The sequence below is a fragment of the Zoogloea sp. genome, assembly GCF_017302315.1.
Taxonomy (GTDB): Bacteria; Pseudomonadota; Gammaproteobacteria; order Burkholderiales; family Rhodocyclaceae; genus Zoogloea.
Map to the genome: position 1 here is coordinate 1 of NZ_JAFLDT010000017.1, position 17,953 is coordinate 17,953.

Sequence of the window (17,953 nt, forward strand, 5' to 3'; positions counted from 1 at the left end):
CCGAGGTGCCACCGGAGAAGCGGCCGTCGGTCAGCAGGGCACAGCTCTTGCCCAGCCCCTTGGACTTCAGGTAACTGGTCGGGTAGAGCATCTCCTGCATGCCAGGGCCGCCCTTCGGGCCTTCGTAGCGAATCACCACGACGTCACCCGCCACGATCTGGTCGCCCAGGATGCCCTCCACTGCGGCCTCCTGGCTCTCGAACACGCGAGCACGCCCGGTGAAGGTCCAGATGGACTCATCCACGCCGGCGGTCTTCACGATGCAGCCCTTTTCGGCGATGTTGCCGTACAGCACGGCCAGACCACCATCCTGGCTGAAGGCATGAGCCTTGTCGCGGATGACCCCCTTGCTGCGGTCCATGTCCAGCTCGTTCCAGCGGCGATCCTGGCTGAAGGCGACCTGGGTCGGCACACCGCCCGGCGCGGCCTTGTAGAAGTTGAACACACCGCTGTCGTGGGCCTGCATCACGTCCCAGCTAGCCAGAGCCTCGGCCATCGTCCTGGTATGGACAGTGGGCAGATCCGTGTGCAGCAGCCCGGCGCGATTGAGCTCCCCGAGGATGGCCATGATGCCGCCGGCACGGTGCACATCTTCAATATGCACGTCGGCCACGGCGGGCGCCACCTTGCACAGGCAAGGTACTTGGCGCGAGATACGATCAATGTCCTTCATGGTGAAGTCGACACCGGCTTCCTTGGCCGCCGCCAGCAGGTGCAGCACCGTGTTGGTGGAGCCCCCCATGGCCACATCAAGGCTGATGGCGTTCTCGAAAGCCCTGAAACTGGCGATGGAGCGCGGCAGGACGGATTCGTCATCCTTCTCGTAGTAGCGGCGAGCCATGTCTACGATGGCGCGGCCGGCACGCAGGAAGAGCTGCTCGCGATCTGCGTGGGTGGCAAGCACGGTACCGTTGCCCGGCAGAGACAGGCCAAGGGCTTCGGTCAGGCAGTTCATGGAATTGGCGGTGAACATGCCGGAACAGGAGCCACAGGTCGGGCAGGCAGAGCGCTCGATGGCGTCCACCTCTTCGTCCGAGCAGCTACTGTCGGCAGCCTTGACCATGGCGTCCACCAGATCAAGGGAGATCACCTTGGCCTCCCACTTCACCTTGCCGGCCTCCATCGGGCCGCCGGACACGAAGATCGCCGGGATGTTGAGGCGCAGGGCAGCCATCAGCATGCCCGGAGTGATCTTGTCGCAGTTGGAGATGCACACCATGGCATCCGCCGTGTGGGCGTTGCACATGTACTCCACGCTGTCGGCGATCAGGTCGCGGCTGGGCAGGCTGTAGAGCATGCCGCCATGGCCCATGGCAATGCCGTCATCGACGGCGATGGTGTTGAATTCCTTGGCAACACCACCGGCCTTCTCGATCTCGCGCGCCACCAGCTGGCCCAGATCCTTGAGATGTACGTGACCGGGAACAAACTGGGTGAAGCTGTTCACCACCGCGATGATCGGCTTTTCGAAATCGCCGTCCTTCATGCCGGTGGCGCGCCAAAGGGCGCGGGCGCCGGCCATGTTGCGACCGGCGGTGGAAGTGCGGGAACGATACTGGGGCATCTCGAGGACTCCGTCTTGAAACGAATGAATGTGTTGCCAGCCTTCCATTCTAGCCCGACAGAAGGGCCGGTGCCGCCACTCGCTACTTGCCGGTACAGCCGGGGCAGCTTACGCGAGCGTAAGTTCGGGTAATCCCCCATTGGCCGCCAGCGGCGATGGCCCCTTAATAGGCTTGCATAGAGCAACACGCACAACGCTCCTGCCCCGAGCGCAGCCGCACCATTCGTTACATTTGAGAAAAGGTTTGGACACGCAGGGGCACTAGGCTTGGCGCAATAAGAAACACAACGGAGACCTCGCAATGAGCCCATTGCCCATCCTGGCCTTGATCCTCACGGTCAGCCTCGCCCTCGCCGTTGCGCACAGACTTGCAGCTGCCCGCCAGCAGCGCGCGCGCCTGCGCAAACAGCCCCTCTCCTCCACCCGGGCGAAGCACTGATTTCGCCCCCAACCGGGAAGTCCCATGAGCGAGTTCATCCTGGAAACTGCCGGCCTGACGAAGGAGTTCAAGGGCTTTGCGGCGGTATCCAACGTCGATCTGAAGGTCCGTCGCGGCCATATCCACGCCCTGATCGGCCCCAACGGCGCCGGCAAGACCACCGTATTCAACCTGCTGACCAAGTTTCTGCCTCCCACCCGCGGCAGCATCGTCTTCGATGGGCAGGACATCACCCGTGAAGCGCCAGCCGTCACGGCGCGCCGGGGGCTGGTCCGTTCCTTTCAGATCTCGGCAACATTTCCGCACCTGACAGTAATGGAGAACGTCCGGATCGGACTACAGCGGAAGCTGGGTACCGAGTTCCATTTCTGGCGCTCCGAGAAGAGCCTGGATGTTCTCAACGGCCGCGCCATGGAGTTGCTCGAATCCGTGGATCTGGGGAGCTTTGCCGACACGATCACAGCGGAGATGCCCTATGGCCGCAAACGTGCCCTGGAGATCGCCACAACCCTGGCTCTCGAACCTACGATGATGCTCCTGGACGAACCCACCCAAGGCATGGGTCACGAGGACATCGGACGGGTGGTTGATCTGATCCGCAAGGTATCCGCCAATCGCACCATCCTGATGGTCGAGCACAACCTCTCCGTAGTAGCCAACCTGTGCGACCGCATCACCGTGCTTCAGCGAGGCAGCATATTGGCGGAAGGCCCTTACGAGGAGGTCTCGAAAAACCCGCAGGTGCTCGAAGCCTATGTGGGCTCCAGCGACATGAACGACGCCCACCACTGACCGGAAGCGATCCATGACCAGCGCCTTCGACCCCAAGCCCGAGATGCTGCGGATCCATGATCTGCATGCCTTCTACGGCGAGTCCCATATCCTCCACGGCATCGACCTGAATGTCGGTCGCGGTGAATGCATCACCCTCCTTGGCCGCAATGGCTCCGGCCGCTCCACCACCCTCAAGTCCATTCTCGGCCTGGTGGGTCGACGTACCGGATCGATCATGGTGAATGGCAAGGACGTCATTGCCGAGCCCACTCACCGCATGGCCCGCTACGGCATCGGCTACGTCCCCGAGGAACGCGCGATCTTTGCCTCCCTCTCCACCGAGGAGAACCTGATGCTGCCACCCCAGGTGGCGAGCGGCGGGATGAGTGTGGACGAGATCTACGGGATGTTCCCAAACCTGCTGGAGCGCCGCAGCAGCCCCGGCACCAAGCTGTCCGGCGGCGAGCAACAGATGCTCGCCATGGCCCGAGTACTGCGCACCGGCGCAAAGCTGTTGCTCCTCGACGAGATCACTGAGGGTCTGGCACCGGTCATCGTCAAGAAACTGGGTGAAGTCATCGTAGAACTCAAGAAACGTGGCTTCACCATCGTGCTGGTGGAGCAGAACTTCCGCTTCGCCGCCCCCCTGGCCGACCGCCACTACGTACTGGAGCACGGCGAGATCATCGCCACGATCACCAAGGAAGAACTACCCGGAAAGATGGACTGGCTGCACCAAACCCTCGGCGTCTGAGCCGGCTCGACACAACAACGAAGGAGAGAGACATGACCATGAAAAAAGCGATTTCCATCGCCTGCACCACCGCCCTTGCCACCCTGTCCGCAGGCGCCCACGCGCAGGTGTCCGGGGGAGTGGTGAAAATCGGCGTGCTGACCGACCTGTCGGGCACCTATTCCGACTTGGCCGGCTCCGGCGCCGTACTCGCCACCAAGATGGCGGTTGAGGACTTCATCGCCAAGGAAAAGCCCAGCTTCAAAATCGAGGTGGTGAGCGCCGACCACCAGAACAAGGCCGACATTGCCTCCAACAAGGCCCGGGAATGGTTCGAACGTGAAGGCGTGGATACCGCCACTGAGCTGGTCACCACCTCCGTCGCCCTTGCCGTCATGAAGGTGGCCAAGGAGAAGGACCGCATCGCCCTGATGAGCGGCCCGGCCTCCACCCCCATCACCAACGAGCAGTGCAACGACGTTACCGTCCACTACACCTACGACACCTACGCGCTGGCCAACGGTACGGCCAAGGCCGTGACCAAGCAGGGCGGCAAGAGCTGGTTCTTCCTGACCGCCGATTACGCCTTCGGCCAAGCCCTCGAAAAGGACGCCTCGGCCGTGGTCACCGCCAACGGAGGCAAGGTGCTGGGCTCCGTCCGCCACCCCTTCCCCGGCTCCGATTTCTCGTCCTTCCTGCTCAAGGCCCAGTCCTCCGGCGCCCAAGTGATCGGCCTCGCCAACGCCGGTGCCGACACCACCAACGCCATCAAGCAGGCCGCCGAGTTCGGCATCACCCCAACCCAGTCCCTGGCCGGCCTGCTGATGTTCATCACCGACATCCACTCTCTCGGCCTCAAGACCACCCAGGGTATGTACCTGACCGAAGGCTTCTACTGGGATCTGAATGACGAAACCCGCGCCTGGTCGAAGCGATTCTTCGGCGTGCAGAAGAAGATGCCGACCATGGTCCAGGCCGGGCAGTACTCCTCGGTGTATCACTATCTGAAAGCGGTGAAGGCCGCCGGCACGGATGACACCAAGAAGGTCATGGCCCAGATGAAGAAAACGCCGATCAACGACTTCTTTGCCAAGAACGGCCAGATCCGGGAAGACGGCCGGATGGTTCATGACATGTACCTGATGCAGGTGAAGAAGCCCGCCGAGTCCAAGTACCCGTGGGATTACTACCATGTGCGCCAGGTGATCCCGGCGGCCGAGGCCTTCCAGCCCCTGGCCCAGTCCCGCTGCCCGCTGGTTAAGAAATAAAAGCCGCTGCAACCACGATCCCCGGAGCGGCCCCGCACCGCTCCGGCCCTGGAGTGACCCATGGAAATATTAGGCGTCCCATCCGCCCTGCTGGGCAGCCAGTTGCTGGTCGGGCTGATCAACGGCTCGTTCTACGCCATCCTCAGCCTAGGGCTGGCGATCATCTTCGGCCTGCTCAACATCATCAACTTCGCCCACGGCGCCCAGTACATGATGGGTGCCTTCATCGCTTGGCTGGCATTGACCAAGTTCAACGTCAATTACTGGGTGGCCCTAATTGCAGCCCCCCTGCTGGTCGGCCTGTTCGGGGTCATCCTCGAACGCACCATGCTGCGCAAGCTCTACAAGCTCGACCACCTCTACGGGCTGCTTCTGACCTTCGGTCTGGCCCTGATCATCGAGGGCGTCTTCCGTGATCAGTTCGGCATCTCCGGTGAGTCGTACGACGTTCCGGATGCCCTCGCCGGAGGCATCAATCTGGGCTTCATGTTCCTGCCCATCTATCGGGCCTGGGTCATCGTCGCATCCCTGACCGTTTGCTTCGGCACCTGGTACATGATCGAGAAGACTCGCCTGGGCGCCTACCTGCGCGCCGGTACCGAGAACTCCCAGATGGTCCAGGCCCTGGGCATCAACGTGCCCCTGTTAATCACCTTTACCTACGGTTACGGCGTCGCCCTGGCAGCTTTCGCCGGCGTACTGGCGGCCCCCGTCTTCCAGGTCAATCCGCTGATGGGCTCCAACCTGATCATCGTCGTGTTCGCCGTGGTGGTCATCGGCGGCATGGGCTCCATCCTGGGCTCCATCGTCACCGGTATCGGGCTTGGTCTGATCGAAGGCCTGACCCGGGTCTTCTACCCGGAAGCCTCCGCCGTCGTCGTCTTCGTCATCATGGTCATCGTCCTGCTGGTACGGCCTGCGGGTCTGTTCGGCAAGGCTTGAAAGGACACTCCGTGAGCACAACCAAGCAACCCTCCGCCCTGATCAAGACCGAGGCCTTGTACACCGCCCTGTTCGTCGTCGGGCTCATTGCGCCCTTCGCGGTCTATCCGACCTTCCTGATGAAGTTGTTCTGCTTCGCCCTTTTTGCCAGCGCCTTCAACCTGCTTCTTGGCTTTGCCGGCCTCCTGTCCTTCGGTCACGCCGCCTTCCTGGGCACGGCCGGCTACGTCTGCGGGCTGATGGTGCGCGACATGGGCGTTACTCCGGAAGTGGGCATCATCGCGGGTACCGCAGCAGCCGGCCTGCTCGGCTGGCTGTTCGGCGTACTGGCCATTCGTCGCACAGGCATCTATTTCGCGATGATCACCCTGGCCCTGGCCCAGATGGTCTACTTCATCGTGCTGCAGGTAAAGGCCACCGGCGGTGAAGACGGTCTGCAGGGTGTCCCCCGCGGCCACCTCTTCGGCCTGGTGGACCTGTCCGACAACATTGCCATGTACTACCTGGTCTACGCCGTGTTCAGCATTGGCTTCTTCATCATCTACCGGACCATCCACTCACCCTTTGGCCAGATTCTCAAGGCCATCCGCGAAAACGAACCAAGAGCGATCTCCCTCGGTTACGACGTGAACAAGTTCAAGCTCATGGCCTTTGTGATCTCTGCGTCGCTGGCCGGCCTGGCCGGTGCCACCAAGACCCTCGTGTTCCAGCTCACCTCTCTCTCGGATGTTCACTGGCACATGTCGGGTGAAGTGGTGCTGATGACGCTGCTGGGTGGGTTGGGCACCATTCTCGGCCCGGCGGTCGGATCGGCCACCATCGTCACCCTGCAGAATGAACTGGCCGACAAGGTCGGCTCCTGGGTGACGGTGATCATGGGCTTGATCTTCGTCGTCTGTGTGTTGGCCTTCCGGCGTGGCATCGTCGGCGAAATCCAGGCTTTGATCCAACGCGCGGGCATCCGCTGAGCCGCGCTGCGAGGCTTGCCGCAAACAAAAACGGACGGCCAAGGCCGTCCGTTTTTCTTGAATCGGCCTCAGACCCGGAATCGGGACACAGTCTGATGAAGCTGGGTAGCCAGATCTTCCATGTCGTGTGCCGCGACTGCGGTGGACTCGACAGCCTCAGTATTCTCCCGCGCCATCGCCGCAATCGACTCGATGCTATCCGCGACCGCGGCGCTGGCCGTGCGCTGCCGCTCGGTGGCATCGGCAATTTCATCAAGGCCGCGCCCGACATCCGCCACCGACTCGTTGGCCGCTGCAATCGCGCTCGAAACCGAGGCCACCGCGGCGCGGCTTGAGCCCAGGTGGCCCAAACCCTCATCAATCGCCTTGCGCACAGCGACCGATTGCCGGGAAAGTTGCGATGTCACGGCGTCGATCTCGCCTGCCGAACGGGCCGACTTCTCCGCCAGCTTGCGGACTTCGTCCGCCACCACGGCAAACCCGCGCCCTTGCTCACCGGCTCTGGCGGCCTCGATGGCCGCATTGAGCGCGAGGAGGTTGGTCTGTTCGGCAATCTCCCTCACCTCCTGGGTCATTGAGGTGATGGACGACGTGGACTGGACAAACTCCTCGACGGAAACGGCCATCTGACGCACCGCATCCTCGGCAAGCCCCACCTCGGCCACCAGCGATTCGAGTGTCCGCCCCCCCTCCTCGGCCCTCCGCAGGCTTTCCTGCGAACGCTGATGCACCCGCTCGGCACTACCTGCCACGTTGGCAATATTGGTCGCCATGTGCTCAACGGCCGCTGCAGCACTCACGGACTGATCGTTCTGCCGCCGCGATCCTTCCGCGACCCGTCCCGCGCTCGTTGCCAGTTGATGGGCCGAACCGGTCACCCGGGAGGCCGACTCGGACACATGGCGCACCAGCTTGGCAATGGTCCCGAGCATCTCGTTGAACGTGGCAGCCGTCTGACCGATCTCGTCCCTGCCGGCCACCTCGAGGCGACGGGTCAGATCACCCTCGCCTTTCGCAATCTCGGCAAGGCTCCGATTCATCTCGGCCAGGGGGCTGACGACGAACTTGCGAATGAAAAAGACCACGAAGGCGATCAGGGGAAGCGACAGGGCCAGGGCGCTGACGATGCTTTTCCACATGAAGGAATCGACCGCTGCGTTCACCTTGTCGAGGGACACCTTCATGCTCACCAGCCCAAGTGTGCTTCCCACCGGAACCTGGTGGCAACCAACGCAGTTCTTCCCCAGGTAGTTCTCGGATGCGAGGGCAGGTTTGACGACCCGCAGATACTCTCCAGCCTGGGGGTCGCGCTCCACGCGCACCAGCTCCTTGCCGCTGGCCAACACAGCCTTTTCGTCCACATCCAGCGGCGGAGGTGGCCGATTCCCGGCGCCAAACTGCTGCGTGACGGCGTCGCCCCGGATCACCACCAGATCCTTGATCACCGATAGCTGCTTGATCTGGTCGAGAAAGACCTCGCGCTGCCCGACCGTTCCGGTAATCATCATCCCGGTCAGGCCCGCCATGGTCATTTCATGGATGGCATGGGCGAAATCCTCCGCCTGGTCAATGGCCGTTTCCCGATTGACCCGGGTTTCCCAGGCGATCATGCCGCCCCAGGCGATGATCAACATCAGCCAGATGGCACCGGTCAGTCGAAGCCAAATGGGTGTGTTGGCGAGTTTGCGCATGGTGTGACCCTCCATACAGCCAGGATCGCAACGTCCCGGTCTGTGATGCTAGTGGGCGGTTTACGGCAGGGACATTGTGCGCCTTAAGGCTGCGGCGGGAAAATATCAGGCGGGTGCCGCGCGGGCATTGAGACGTTGGGTAGCGGCGTTCCAGTCGGCCCTGGCCAGCAGGGGCCAGGCCAGAAGGGCACGATCCAGGGAAGCATCGATCAGGGCGGACTCTTCACGCCGAGGTGGCTTGAGGACGAAGTTGACCACTTCATTGCGGTCACCGGGGTGGCCGATACCCACCCGAAGACGCCAGAAGTCCTGGGTGCCCAGGTGGGCAGTGATGTCCTTGAGGCCATTGTGCCCCCCCAGACCACCACCGAACTTGAGCCGGAGCTGCCCGGGTGGAATGTCGAGTTCGTCATGGACGACAAGGATTTCCGCAGGGGCAATGCGGTAGAAACGGGCCAGCGCGGCCACCGACTGGCCGGAACGGTTCATGAAGGTCTGGGGCATCAGCAACCACACCCCGTCGGCACGAGCATTGGCTGCCAGGCCATGGAAACGGGCTTCCTTGCTAAACGCCGTACCTAGCTCACGGGCGAGGCGCTCACAAAACCAAAACCCGGCGTTATGCCGGGTTTCAGCGTACTCACTCCCCGGATTACCGAGGCCGACGACAAGCTTTGGTGCGGGCTGACTCATCGTTCAGTGGCCTCGCTATCCGCGAAGAATCAGGCAGCCGGGGTTTCCTCGGCAGCATCGTCGCCACCACGGACAGCCAGGACGGTAGCCACGACCGGGTCTTCACCGTGGGTGAGGGCCTTCACGCCCTTCGGCAGGGTCAGGGCGGAAACGTGGATGGAGGCGCCGCTCTTCAGATCCTTCAGGTCCACTTCGATGAACTCGGGCAGGTCGCCAGGCAGGCACTCGAGGTCGAGTTCGGTCATCGGATGGGAAACCATGCCGCCTTCGAGCTTGACGCCCGGCGCGATGTCCGCATTGATGAAGTGCAGGGGCACCTTCACGTGGATCTTGTGGGTTGCATCCACGCGCTGGAAATCCATGTGCAGAACCTGCTGCTTGTACGGGTGCCACTGGGTGTCCTTGAGGATCACGGACTGGTTGGCACCATCCAGGACCATGGTCAGCACGGAGGCGTGGAAGGCCTCGTTGCGCAGGGCATGGAAAATCTCGTTGTGATCCACTTCGATCTGGGCGGGAGCGCCAGAACCGTAGACGATGGCGGGGACACTGCCAGCGCGACGCAGGCGGCGGCTCGCACTCGTGCCCTGCAGAACGCGCGTTTTGGCGTTGAATTGAATGGTCATTTTCACTACTCCAGTTGATGGGCCCGGCCGCGACCAGACGGGCGAAAAAGCCGGCGGGCTCGCACCCACCGGCTTGAAAACAGATGTCCTACTCGTTGAACAGCGAACTGACAGACTCTTCGTTGCTGATCCGCAGAATGGTATCGGCGAGGAGTTCGGCAATCGACACGAACCGGATCCGCTTGCAGGCCTTGGCCTCATCGGAAAGCGGAATGGTGTCGGTCACCACCAGCTCATCCAGATCGGATTCATTGATCCGGCTGATGGCGGGGCCGGACAACACGGCATGCGTACAGTACGCCATCACACGCTTGGCGCCGTTCTCCTTGAGTGCCTGGGCCGCCTTGCACAGGGTGCCGGCGGTATCGACGATGTCGTCCATGATCACGCAGGTACGGCCCTCGACTTCACCGATGATGTTCATCACCTCGGACACATTGGCCTTGGGACGGCGCTTGTCGATGATGGCCAGGTCGCACTCGAGGCGCTTGGCGAAGGCACGGGCCCGCACCACACCGCCCACGTCCGGCGATACGACCATCAGGTCTTCGTACTTCTGCTTTTCCAGGTCATCGAGCAGCACGGGCGCCGCGTAGATGTTATCCACGGGAATGTCGAAGAAACCCTGGATCTGGTCGGCGTGGAGGTCAACCGTGAGCACACGCTGAACGCCGGCTGCCTGGAGCATGTTGGCCACAACCTTGGCGGTAATGGGCACACGGGCAGAACGGGGGCGCCGATCCTGACGGGCGTAACCAAAATAGGGAATCGCTGCTGTGATGCGACCGGCGGAAGCCCGCTTAAGCGCATCCACCATGATCAGCAACTCCATGATGTTGTCGTTGGTGGGAACGCAGGTCGGCTGCAGGACGAAAACATCCTTGCCACGCACGTTCTCGAGAAGTTCGACATTGACTTCGCCGTCCGAGAAACGACCAACCGTGGCCGAACCCAAAGACTTCCCAAGGCGGCGCACCACATCTGCGGCCAGTTTGGGGTTGGCGTTGCCGGTGAAAACCATCAGGCTGCCCGAAGCCATGATCACCTCTCGTTACTGCGAAGTAGAACCGCTTGAAACAAAACGGGCAGGTTTTTGACCTGCCCGCTGAATTTGGCTGGGGAAGAAGGATTCGAACCTTCGAATGCCGGAATCAAAATCCGGTGCCTTGACCAACTTGGCGACTCCCCAATATCGTCATCACAACCTACACAAGCCATCCCTGCAACGGATGCCTGTCCAGCCCTGAGGCTACCCAGACCACCCAACCCTGCGGGGCTGCTGCAGCAACCTGATCTGCTTCCTCCTTCGAGTTGAAGGGGGCAAAGATGCAGGCACCTGAACCACTCATTCTTGCTGCCCCATGCTGCGACAACCAGACCAGCGCTTCAGCCACTTCGGGAAACCGTCTGCAGACCGTTGGCTGCATGTCGTTCCGCGTTGTGTGTGTTGCGAAGGCGCGCATTATTATGGGTTCGGTGTCCCGCGTCAACTCTTCGGCCGAAAAAATTTCCGCGGTCGGCACCACGACCTGGGGCGCCACCATCACATACCAGGCCGGCGCCACTTTCAAGGACTGGAGCGCCTCTCCGACGCCCTCGGCGAAAGCGGTCTCGCCGAAGATGAAGAAAGGCACATCGGCGCCCAGGGCCAGCCCCAGCTCCCGAAGGCGCTGTCCGGAGAGGTTGCAGCCCCACATCCGGTTCAGGGCGATCAATACGGTGGCCGCATCCGAACTGCCGCCACCCAGCCCGCCGCCCATGGGGATCCGCTTGCATACCCCGATGTCGACCCCCTTCGTTGAACCCGTGGCCTGCTCCAGGGCACGGGCTGCACGCACGACAAGATCCGCCTCGGGGGCCACCCCGGGCACATCCGTGGTGCGCAGGATGCGCCCGTCGGTACGGCACCTGAGATGGATCTCGTCACCCCAGTCCAGCATGCGAAAGGCCGTCTGGAGCAGATGGTAACCATCCGGACGACGGCCGACGATGTGCAGGAAGAGATTGATCTTGGCGGGCGCCGGCAGACGCAGGTCCGTGGCCGCCGGATCGAAGGCAATGGGGTGCATGTCAGGGATTCCAGGAATCGACGATCAGGCGCAGGCGCGTATCGCCACGATGGATGTCAATTTTGCGGGGCAGGTCATCCGGCGCCCCGCCCACATAATCGATGTAGTCGATGCTCCAGCCACCGTCGACAACCTTGAGGGGGCGCCCAAGAGCATCGAGCGTGCGCACCTCCGCCTGGGGCCGGACACGTGCCGTCACCCAGCGGGGAAGCTCCTCCAGGGGCGCACCGACGCCCAGCACGCTCTCCGCAAGCTCGGCGGCCGTGCCGGCAATGACCTGGCGACCGTCGGACAGGATCATCCGCGCGCCCCCTCCTGCCTTGCTCTCGATGCGGGCCAGCCCTTGCCCCAGGGGCCCCGTGAACAGCCAGGAATCAAGTTCCGGCGCATGCTCCCAATACACACCGACAGCGGCGCTACGCTCACCGTCCCGCACCTGCAGACGGCCTTCAAGTTGAAAACGCGGAAGCTCGGGGGCACCCCGCAGCGCTACGGCGGGCGGCAAGTCCGGCACGGTGGCACAGGCGGCCAGAGCCATCACACACGCCAGGAAAAGTGCTCTCAAGGCTTGAACTTCTTGATCACGTCGGCGAGCACAGTGCTTTCGGGATGGGCCTTCGCCGCATCCCTCCAGGTGCGGGCGGCTTCGTCACGCCGCCCCATCATCCACAGCACTTCCCCGAGGTGTGCAGCGATCTCCGGGTCGGCGCGCAGCTCGAAGGCGCGCTGGAGCTGTGCGAGGGCTCCGCCCAGATCTCCACGCCGGTACAGGGCCCAACCCAGACTGTCGAGGATGAACGCATCATTCGGGGCAATTTCGAGACCCTTGCGGATCAGGCGCTCCGCCTCATCGAGGCGCATGTTGCGATCGGCCAGCGAGTAACCCAGGGCATTGTAGGCATGTGCGTGATCGGGCTTGATGACGATCAGCTTGCGCAAGCGGCCCTCCATCACCTCGGGACGTCCGATCCTTTCTGCCATCAGGGCCGACTCATACAGAATCTCGACGTTGTCCGAATCGCGGCGCAGGGCCTCATCCAGCACGTTGAAGGCCTCTTCATTACGACCGGCCTCCCGCAGGATCTGCGCTTCCGCAAGGACAAACTGCTGGCTCTCGCCCGGCGCAGCATCGCGCGCCAAGGCCTGCAGATGCTGGCGTGCATCCGGGATCCGCCCGCTGACCACCATAACCTGTGCAACCCGCACCTGGGCCGCGACGAAGCGGCTGCCCGGCGCCACGGACTTGTACCAGCCGATGGCCTCATCGTAGCGCTTCGCCTCCTCGGCGATCTGCCCCAGGTAGGTGCGGATGCTGTCCGGCTCAGCGAACCCCAGATCGAGCAAATGCCGGAAATGCGCCTCGGCGGTGCCCCTGTCACCAAGCTGCATGGACAGCAGACCCGCGGCATGGACGGCGTCCTTGTCGTCCGGGGCACGCAGGAGTATCTGTTCAAACTGCGCCCTGGCAGGCGCAAACTGCTTGGCCGCCACCAGCAGGCGAGCCAGGGTGATGCGCGGCTCGCGCGCCTCCGGGTGTTGATCAACATACATCTGCAGCGCCCGGATGCCGGAACCCGGCGCGGCTTCCTCCTGGAACTGGGCCTTCAGCACCACAGCCTGCTCCCAGTCGGGACGCAGACGCAAGGCCCCGTCCAACGCATCCGACGCTGCAATGTTGTCACCGCCGACAAAAGCCGCGTTGGCACGGGCGAACCAGGCCTCCGGGTGAGCCAGATAGGGCTCGGTCAACTCGCCCACCAAGCGGCGGATCAACGCCTTGTCGGGAATCCGGGCCAAACCCCGGTTCAGTCCCATCAGGGCCGGCCCGATGGCATCGCCCTGACGGGCCAGGGCCTCGGCCAGGTGAGTGCGCAACTCATCAATCCGCGCCCCACTGGCAAGCGTGCCCGAAGCCAGCTGCTGGGCCTGCACCGAGCCGGGCTCAAGCTCAAGCCAAAGCCGGGATGCTTCGCCGGACATGTCGGCGTCGCGGGCAAACAAGGCCATCTCGGCAGCGCGGCGGGCAATGCGCCCATCCCGGGTACGCCGCGCCAGGTCCAGATAGGAGCGGGCGGCCATGACCGTCTGCCCCCTGGCTGCCGCCACCTCGGCAAGCATCATCTGGTGAAGGATCTGGGGGGTCAGCTCCTGGGAAGGGTAGATCGGCTTTGCCACCTCATCGCCGGCCCCATCCTGTTGAGCCTGGGCAAGGCCCGAAAGCAGGCTGGCCGAAACAAGCAGGGCAGCCAGCAAGCGGGCCGGCTGAGCATGGCGGAAAATAGGTTTCATGTGACTCTCTGGAAAGGCTTGCGGGTTCCGGTCGGCCACCGTCCCGACAAGCTCGCAACGGCGCGACATGCTCTTGGATCGCGCGGCTACAATAGGGTTCGCCGGATGTTAGGCGGTTTCCCCAAGCCCAGCAAGCGAGCCTCTCGGCCCCCCTTTTTCATGCCCGAATTGCCCGAAGTCGAAACCACCCGCCGGGGAATCGCCCCGGCGCTGATCCATCACGTCAGCACCGGCGCCGTCGTTCGCAATCCCCGTCTTCGCTGCCCCGTACCGGACGATCTGGACACCCTCCTCCGGGGCCAAGAGCTCCAGGCCGTGGAACGCCGCGCCAAGTACCTGCTCCTGCGCTTTGCCACCGGCAGCCTGCTGATCCACCTGGGCATGTCGGGAAGCCTGCGCATCGTGCCTGCCCAGGCCGCGCCGGACAAGCACGACCACCTCGACATCCTCTTCGACGACACGGCCCTGCGCCTGCGCGACCCACGCCGCTTCGGGCTGGTGCTGTGGCAAGACGGCCCGGTGCCGCACCCGCTGCTTGCCAAACTCGGCATCGAACCCCTGAGTGACGGCTTTGACGGCCCCTGGCTGCAGCGGGCCGGGCGCGGCCGCAAGACGCCGGCCAAACTCTTCCTGATGGACGGGCACCAGGTGGTGGGCATCGGCAACATCTACGCCTCCGAAAGCCTCTTCAGGGCGGGCATCGACCCGGTGACACCCATCGGTGAGCTGGGGCCGCGACGCTGCGCACGCCTGGCCGCCTGCATCCGCGAAACCCTCAACGACGCATTGGCTGCCGGCGGCAGCACCCTGCGGGACTTCGTCAGCAGTAATGGCACCCCCGGCTACTTCCAGCAGCAGTACTTTGTCTATGGGCGGGAGGGTGAGCCCTGCCGGAAATGCACCACCCCCATCCGCAAACGGATCATGGGGCAACGGGCCAGCTTCTACTGCCCCCGCTGCCAGCGTTGAAACGGTTTCGGTCGGCCTCGTTCCCGTTTATGCTAACCATCTTGACGATTTCCGCCGGCTTAGCGGCTCCCATCCAGGAATGAAGCCCGTGAAGGACGCACACATGCTTGCCGAACACTTCTCTGCCTATACCCAGTGGCGGGGAAATGTCGCCTCCGGTATCGGAGAACTGCGCAAATGGCTGCAACTGAACGAGATCGGTGACGCCCAATCCGATCTGCGCCTGCAATACCTCCTCGACCGCCTGCGCGAAGACAAACTGATCGTCGCCTTCGTTGCCGAGTTTTCGCGGGGCAAGTCCGAGCTCATCAACGCCGTCTTCTTCGCCGGCTACGGCAACCGCATCCTGCCTTCAAGCGCCGGACGCACCACCATGTGCCCGACCGAGCTGCAGTGGAAGGAGGGCGACAAGCCGGAAATCCGCCTGCTGCCCATCGAGAGCCGCAAGACCAACGCCAGCATCACCGAACTCAAGCGCTACCCCGAGGAATGGCAGATCCGCCCCCTTGACACCAGCTCGGCCGAAAGCCTGCAGCAGGCCCTCGCCCAGGTCGGCGAAACCCGGCTGGCCAGCCTGGCCGAGGCGGAAGAGCTGGGTTTTCCCATCGATGCAAGCGGTGATCACGGCATCCGTCCCGATGCGGAAGGCCGCCTGGAGATCCCGCGCTGGCGCCACGCCATCATCCAGTTTCCCCATCCGATGCTCGAACAGGGCTTGGTGATTCTCGATACGCCGGGCCTCAATGCCATCGGCGCAGAGCCCGAGCTTACCCTCAACCTGCTGCCCAACGCCCATGCAGTGCTGTTCATCCTGGCCGCCGACACCGGCGTCACCCAGAGCGATCTGGCCGTATGGCGGGAGCACGTCAATGCCGGGCGCCGGCAGCGGGGGCGCATCGTCGCCCTCAACAAGATCGACGGTCTGTGGGATGGCCTTCGCAGCGAGGAGGATATCGAGAGGGAGATCTCCAATCAGGTCAATAGCGTCGCCAGCACACTGGAAGTCGATGCATCCCAGGTCTATCCGGTTTCGGCCCAGAAGGGCCTGGTGGCCAAGGTCAATGACGATCAGGAACTGCTGGAGCGCAGCCGCATCGTCGGCCTCGAACGGGCCCTATCCACCGAACTGCTCCCCACCAAGCGCGACATCGTCCGCGACAACACCCATGGTGACGTCACCGACATTGTCGGCCGCAGCCGCGAGTTGCTGAACGCACGCCTCACCGGTCTGCGCGAGCAGCTTCAGGAACTCACCGATCTGCGCGGCAAGAACCAGAACGTCATCGAATACATGATGCGCAAGGTTCGCTCCGAAAAGGACGAGTTCGAGCAGGGCCTGCAGAAGTACTACGCCGTACGCAGCGTCTTCTCCAACCTCTCCAACAACCTCTTCGGCCATCTGGGTCTTGATGCCCTGCGCGATGAAACCCGCCGCACCCGCGAAGCCATGCTCGATGCGGCCTTTTCCCGCGGCCTGCGGGAAGCGATGAAGGGCTTCTTCGCCCATCTGCGCGGCAACCTGAAGAAATCCACCGACGAGATCGGCGAGATCTCCAAGATGCTCGACGCCATGTACAAGCGCTTCACCGTCGAGCACGGCCTCAAGCTGGCTGCCCCTACCGCGTTCTCGACCCTGCGCTACGAAAAAGAGATCGAACGCCTGGAAGAGGCCTTCAACAACCAGTTCAACACGGTGCTGACCATTGTCACCACTGAAAAGCACACCCTGACCCAGAAGTTCTTCGAAACCGTGGCCGTCCAGGCCCGCCGCACCTTCGAAGTGGCCAACCGGGATGCGGAACAGTGGCTGCGTGCCGTCATGGCCCCCCTGGAAACCCAGGTACGCGAATACCAGCTCCAGCTCAAGCGCCGCCTCGAAAGCGTGAAACGCATCCACCAGGCCACCGACACCCTCGAAGACCGGGTGCGGGAACTGCAGCAGGCGGAAGATCTGCTCGTCCAGCAGGTCGCCCAGCTCAATGCCTTGGCAGAACGCATCGAACGGGCTCTCGAAATGCCGACGGAGGGGGTGGACGTGCCCTCCGCCTTGGCGGCCTGAAGCCGCCGCCGGCCACGCTCAGGCGTCAGAAAAGAAGAGAGCCTGGCACCCTGATGGGGTGCCAGGCTCTCTTCTTTTCTGCTTGCGCCAGATCGCTTACTTGTCGGCGGTGAGCTTGAGGAACTTCTCCATCAGATCCTCCTTGCTCTCCGGATGATCCGGATTGAAGGGAATGCAATCCACCGGGCAGACCTGCTGGCACTGGGGTTCATCGAAGTGGCCCACGCACTCGGTGCATTTGTTCGGGTCGATGATGTAGATCTCGTCACCCTGGGAGATGGCACCGTTCGGACACTCCGGCTCGCAGACGTCGCAATTGATGCACTCGTCGGTAATCATCAAGGCCATTTTGCTTAATTCCTCATTACTTGCAGTTGTTGATCTTCAGGCACAGGCGCTCATAGACGCCCGGCTGCACAAATTTGCTCACATTGCCGCCGAGCCGCGCGATCTCCCTGACCATGGTGGCGGAGATGAACATGTACTCGTCGGCCGGGGTCAGGAACACCGTTTCCACGTCCGGGTAGAGCTTGCGGTTCATGCCCGCCATCTGGAACTCGTACTCGAAGTCGGACACGGCCCGCAGGCCCCGGAAGATGACCCGCGCATTGTTCTGGTGAAGAAAATCCATCAGAAGGCAGGAAAACCCCTTCACTTCCACATTCGGGTAGGACGCAAGCACCTCCCTGGCAATCTCGACCCGCTCGTCGACGGTGAAGATCGGCCCCTTGCCGGCACTCGCCGCAACACCGACGATCACCCGCTCGAAAAGGCGAGATGCCCGCCGAACCAGATCTTCATGCCCCCGGGTGAACGGGTCGAAGGTCCCCGGATAAACCGCGATGCCATCCCTCATCCTGCAGGCCTCC

At 62.9% G+C, this 17,953-nt stretch carries 18 protein-coding genes and 1 tRNA gene; 8 read left to right on the forward strand and 11 right to left on the reverse strand.

Features of this window, described 5'->3' with window-relative positions; all coding sequences use genetic code 11:
* The coding region (gene ilvD, locus J0L98_RS07640; RefSeq protein ID WP_296411048.1) for a dihydroxy-acid dehydratase at window positions 1-1,564 on the reverse strand (1,564 nt) is incomplete at its 3' end.
* Between the two features lie 301 nt (window positions 1,565-1,865).
* Here ilvD and J0L98_RS07645 point away from each other — a divergent pair.
* Genes J0L98_RS07645 through J0L98_RS07670 form a run of 6 tightly spaced genes read left to right on the forward strand, consistent with a single transcriptional unit; the run spans window position 1,866 to window position 6,688 of the window.
* Window positions 1,866-2,003, forward strand: coding sequence for a hypothetical protein (locus J0L98_RS07645; RefSeq protein ID WP_296411049.1), 138 nt, complete (start codon window positions 1,866-1,868; stop codon window positions 2,001-2,003).
* Between the two features lie 24 nt (window positions 2,004-2,027).
* Complete coding sequence (locus J0L98_RS07650; protein ID WP_296411050.1) at window positions 2,028-2,795, forward strand: ABC transporter ATP-binding protein; 768 nt, start codon at window positions 2,028-2,030, stop codon at window positions 2,793-2,795.
* A 13-nt stretch (window positions 2,796-2,808) separates the two neighbouring features.
* Window positions 2,809-3,531, forward strand: a complete 723-nt coding sequence (locus J0L98_RS07655) for an ABC transporter ATP-binding protein (RefSeq protein ID WP_296411051.1) — start codon at window positions 2,809-2,811, stop codon at window positions 3,529-3,531.
* 32 nt (window positions 3,532-3,563) lie between these two features.
* The gene (locus J0L98_RS07660; RefSeq protein WP_296411052.1) at window positions 3,564-4,778 is read left to right on the forward strand and encodes an ABC transporter substrate-binding protein; all 1,215 of its coding nucleotides are present in this window, start codon (window positions 3,564-3,566) and stop codon (window positions 4,776-4,778) included.
* 60 nt (window positions 4,779-4,838) lie between these two features.
* The gene (locus J0L98_RS07665) at window positions 4,839-5,720 is read left to right on the forward strand and encodes a branched-chain amino acid ABC transporter permease (RefSeq protein WP_296411053.1); all 882 of its coding nucleotides are present in this window, start codon (window positions 4,839-4,841) and stop codon (window positions 5,718-5,720) included.
* A 56-nt stretch (window positions 5,721-5,776) separates the two neighbouring features.
* The gene (locus tag J0L98_RS07670) at window positions 5,777-6,688 is read left to right on the forward strand and encodes a branched-chain amino acid ABC transporter permease (protein WP_296411111.1); all 912 of its coding nucleotides are present in this window, start codon (window positions 5,777-5,779) and stop codon (window positions 6,686-6,688) included.
* Window positions 6,689-6,756: 68 nt separating this feature from the next.
* Here the strand turns inward: J0L98_RS07670 and J0L98_RS07675 are convergent, their stop codons facing one another.
* The 8 genes from J0L98_RS07675 to J0L98_RS07710 all read right to left on the reverse strand — a co-directional run bounded on the left by J0L98_RS07675 (window position 6,757) and on the right by J0L98_RS07710 (window position 14,056).
* Window positions 6,757-8,379 carry a methyl-accepting chemotaxis protein gene (locus tag J0L98_RS07675; protein WP_296411054.1) on the reverse strand — a complete coding sequence of 541 codons (1,623 nt, stop codon included), beginning with the start codon at window positions 8,377-8,379 and terminating at the stop codon, window positions 6,757-6,759.
* 105 nt (window positions 8,380-8,484) lie between these two features.
* Window positions 8,485-9,072 (reverse strand): aminoacyl-tRNA hydrolase, encoded by a 588-nt coding sequence (gene pth, locus J0L98_RS07680; RefSeq protein WP_296411055.1) that lies wholly within the window; start codon window positions 9,070-9,072, stop codon window positions 8,485-8,487.
* Between the two features lie 29 nt (window positions 9,073-9,101).
* A complete protein-coding gene (locus tag J0L98_RS07685; RefSeq protein ID WP_296411056.1) occupies window positions 9,102-9,698 on the reverse strand; it encodes a 50S ribosomal protein L25/general stress protein Ctc in 597 nt (198 codons plus the stop codon).
* Between the two features lie 88 nt (window positions 9,699-9,786).
* Window positions 9,787-10,737 (reverse strand): ribose-phosphate pyrophosphokinase, encoded by a 951-nt coding sequence (locus J0L98_RS07690; RefSeq protein ID WP_296408708.1) that lies wholly within the window; start codon window positions 10,735-10,737, stop codon window positions 9,787-9,789.
* Between the two features lie 73 nt (window positions 10,738-10,810).
* Window positions 10,811-10,887: transfer RNA gene (locus J0L98_RS07695), tRNA-Gln, on the reverse strand.
* 16 nt (window positions 10,888-10,903) lie between these two features.
* Window positions 10,904-11,767: a 4-(cytidine 5'-diphospho)-2-C-methyl-D-erythritol kinase gene (ispE, locus tag J0L98_RS07700; RefSeq protein WP_296411057.1), complete on the reverse strand. Its 864-nt coding sequence runs from the start codon at window positions 11,765-11,767 to the stop codon at window positions 10,904-10,906.
* Window position 11,768: 1 nt separating this feature from the next.
* Entirely contained in the window at window positions 11,769-12,332 is a 564-nt protein-coding gene (locus J0L98_RS07705) for an outer membrane lipoprotein LolB (protein WP_296411058.1), read from the reverse strand.
* The gene (locus J0L98_RS07710) at window positions 12,329-14,056 is read right to left on the reverse strand and encodes a tetratricopeptide repeat protein (protein WP_296411059.1); all 1,728 of its coding nucleotides are present in this window, start codon (window positions 14,054-14,056) and stop codon (window positions 12,329-12,331) included. The genes J0L98_RS07705 and J0L98_RS07710 overlap by 4 nt, the downstream gene beginning before the upstream one ends.
* Window positions 14,057-14,215: 159 nt before the next feature.
* Here J0L98_RS07710 and mutM point away from each other — a divergent pair, with 159 nt between their 5' ends.
* Together mutM and J0L98_RS07720 are read left to right on the forward strand one after the other, a co-directional pair.
* A complete protein-coding gene (gene mutM / locus J0L98_RS07715) occupies window positions 14,216-15,025 on the forward strand; it encodes a bifunctional DNA-formamidopyrimidine glycosylase/DNA-(apurinic or apyrimidinic site) lyase (protein ID WP_296411060.1) in 810 nt (269 codons plus the stop codon).
* A gap of 103 nt (window positions 15,026-15,128) precedes the next feature.
* Window positions 15,129-17,084, forward strand: coding sequence for a dynamin family protein (locus J0L98_RS07720; protein WP_296411112.1), 1,956 nt, complete (start codon window positions 15,129-15,131; stop codon window positions 17,082-17,084).
* A gap of 96 nt (window positions 17,085-17,180) precedes the next feature.
* Here J0L98_RS07720 and J0L98_RS07725 read toward each other — a convergent pair whose 3' ends face one another.
* Both J0L98_RS07725 and coaD read right to left on the reverse strand, forming a co-directional pair.
* On the reverse strand, window positions 17,181-17,432 hold the full coding sequence (locus J0L98_RS07725; protein ID WP_296411061.1) for a YfhL family 4Fe-4S dicluster ferredoxin: 252 nt from the start codon (window positions 17,430-17,432) through the stop codon (window positions 17,181-17,183).
* Between the two features lie 16 nt (window positions 17,433-17,448).
* Entirely contained in the window at window positions 17,449-17,940 is a 492-nt protein-coding gene (coaD, locus tag J0L98_RS07730) for a pantetheine-phosphate adenylyltransferase (RefSeq protein ID WP_296411062.1), read from the reverse strand.
* Window positions 17,941-17,953: the final 13 nt, after the last annotated feature.

What these genes read in the sequence shown, in the direction of transcription:
- mutM (WP_296411060.1), top strand. Translation starts at nt 14,216, where the DNA reads ATGCCCGAATTGCCCGAAGTCGAAACCACCCGCCGGGGAATCGCCCCG.
- ispE (WP_296411057.1), bottom strand. Translation starts at nt 11,767, where the DNA reads ATGCACCCCATTGCCTTCGATCCGGCGGCCACGGACCTGCGTCTGCCG.
- J0L98_RS07645 (WP_296411049.1), top strand. Translation starts at nt 1,866, where the DNA reads ATGAGCCCATTGCCCATCCTGGCCTTGATCCTCACGGTCAGCCTCGCC.
- J0L98_RS07710 (WP_296411059.1), bottom strand. Translation starts at nt 14,056, where the DNA reads ATGAAACCTATTTTCCGCCATGCTCAGCCGGCCCGCTTGCTGGCTGCC.
- J0L98_RS07675 (WP_296411054.1), bottom strand. Translation starts at nt 8,379, where the DNA reads ATGCGCAAACTCGCCAACACACCCATTTGGCTTCGACTGACCGGTGCC.
- J0L98_RS07725 (WP_296411061.1), bottom strand. Translation starts at nt 17,432, where the DNA reads ATGGCCTTGATGATTACCGACGAGTGCATCAATTGCGACGTCTGCGAG.
- J0L98_RS07690 (WP_296408708.1), bottom strand. Translation starts at nt 10,737, where the DNA reads ATGGCTTCGGGCAGCCTGATGGTTTTCACCGGCAACGCCAACCCCAAA.
- J0L98_RS07685 (WP_296411056.1), bottom strand. Translation starts at nt 9,698, where the DNA reads ATGACCATTCAATTCAACGCCAAAACGCGCGTTCTGCAGGGCACGAGT.
- coaD (WP_296411062.1), bottom strand. Translation starts at nt 17,940, where the DNA reads ATGAGGGATGGCATCGCGGTTTATCCGGGGACCTTCGACCCGTTCACC.
- J0L98_RS07720 (WP_296411112.1), top strand. Translation starts at nt 15,129, where the DNA reads ATGCTTGCCGAACACTTCTCTGCCTATACCCAGTGGCGGGGAAATGTC.
- J0L98_RS07650 (WP_296411050.1), top strand. Translation starts at nt 2,028, where the DNA reads ATGAGCGAGTTCATCCTGGAAACTGCCGGCCTGACGAAGGAGTTCAAG.
- pth (WP_296411055.1), bottom strand. Translation starts at nt 9,072, where the DNA reads ATGAGTCAGCCCGCACCAAAGCTTGTCGTCGGCCTCGGTAATCCGGGG.
- J0L98_RS07665 (WP_296411053.1), top strand. Translation starts at nt 4,839, where the DNA reads ATGGAAATATTAGGCGTCCCATCCGCCCTGCTGGGCAGCCAGTTGCTG.
- J0L98_RS07655 (WP_296411051.1), top strand. Translation starts at nt 2,809, where the DNA reads ATGACCAGCGCCTTCGACCCCAAGCCCGAGATGCTGCGGATCCATGAT.
- J0L98_RS07660 (WP_296411052.1), top strand. Translation starts at nt 3,564, where the DNA reads ATGACCATGAAAAAAGCGATTTCCATCGCCTGCACCACCGCCCTTGCC.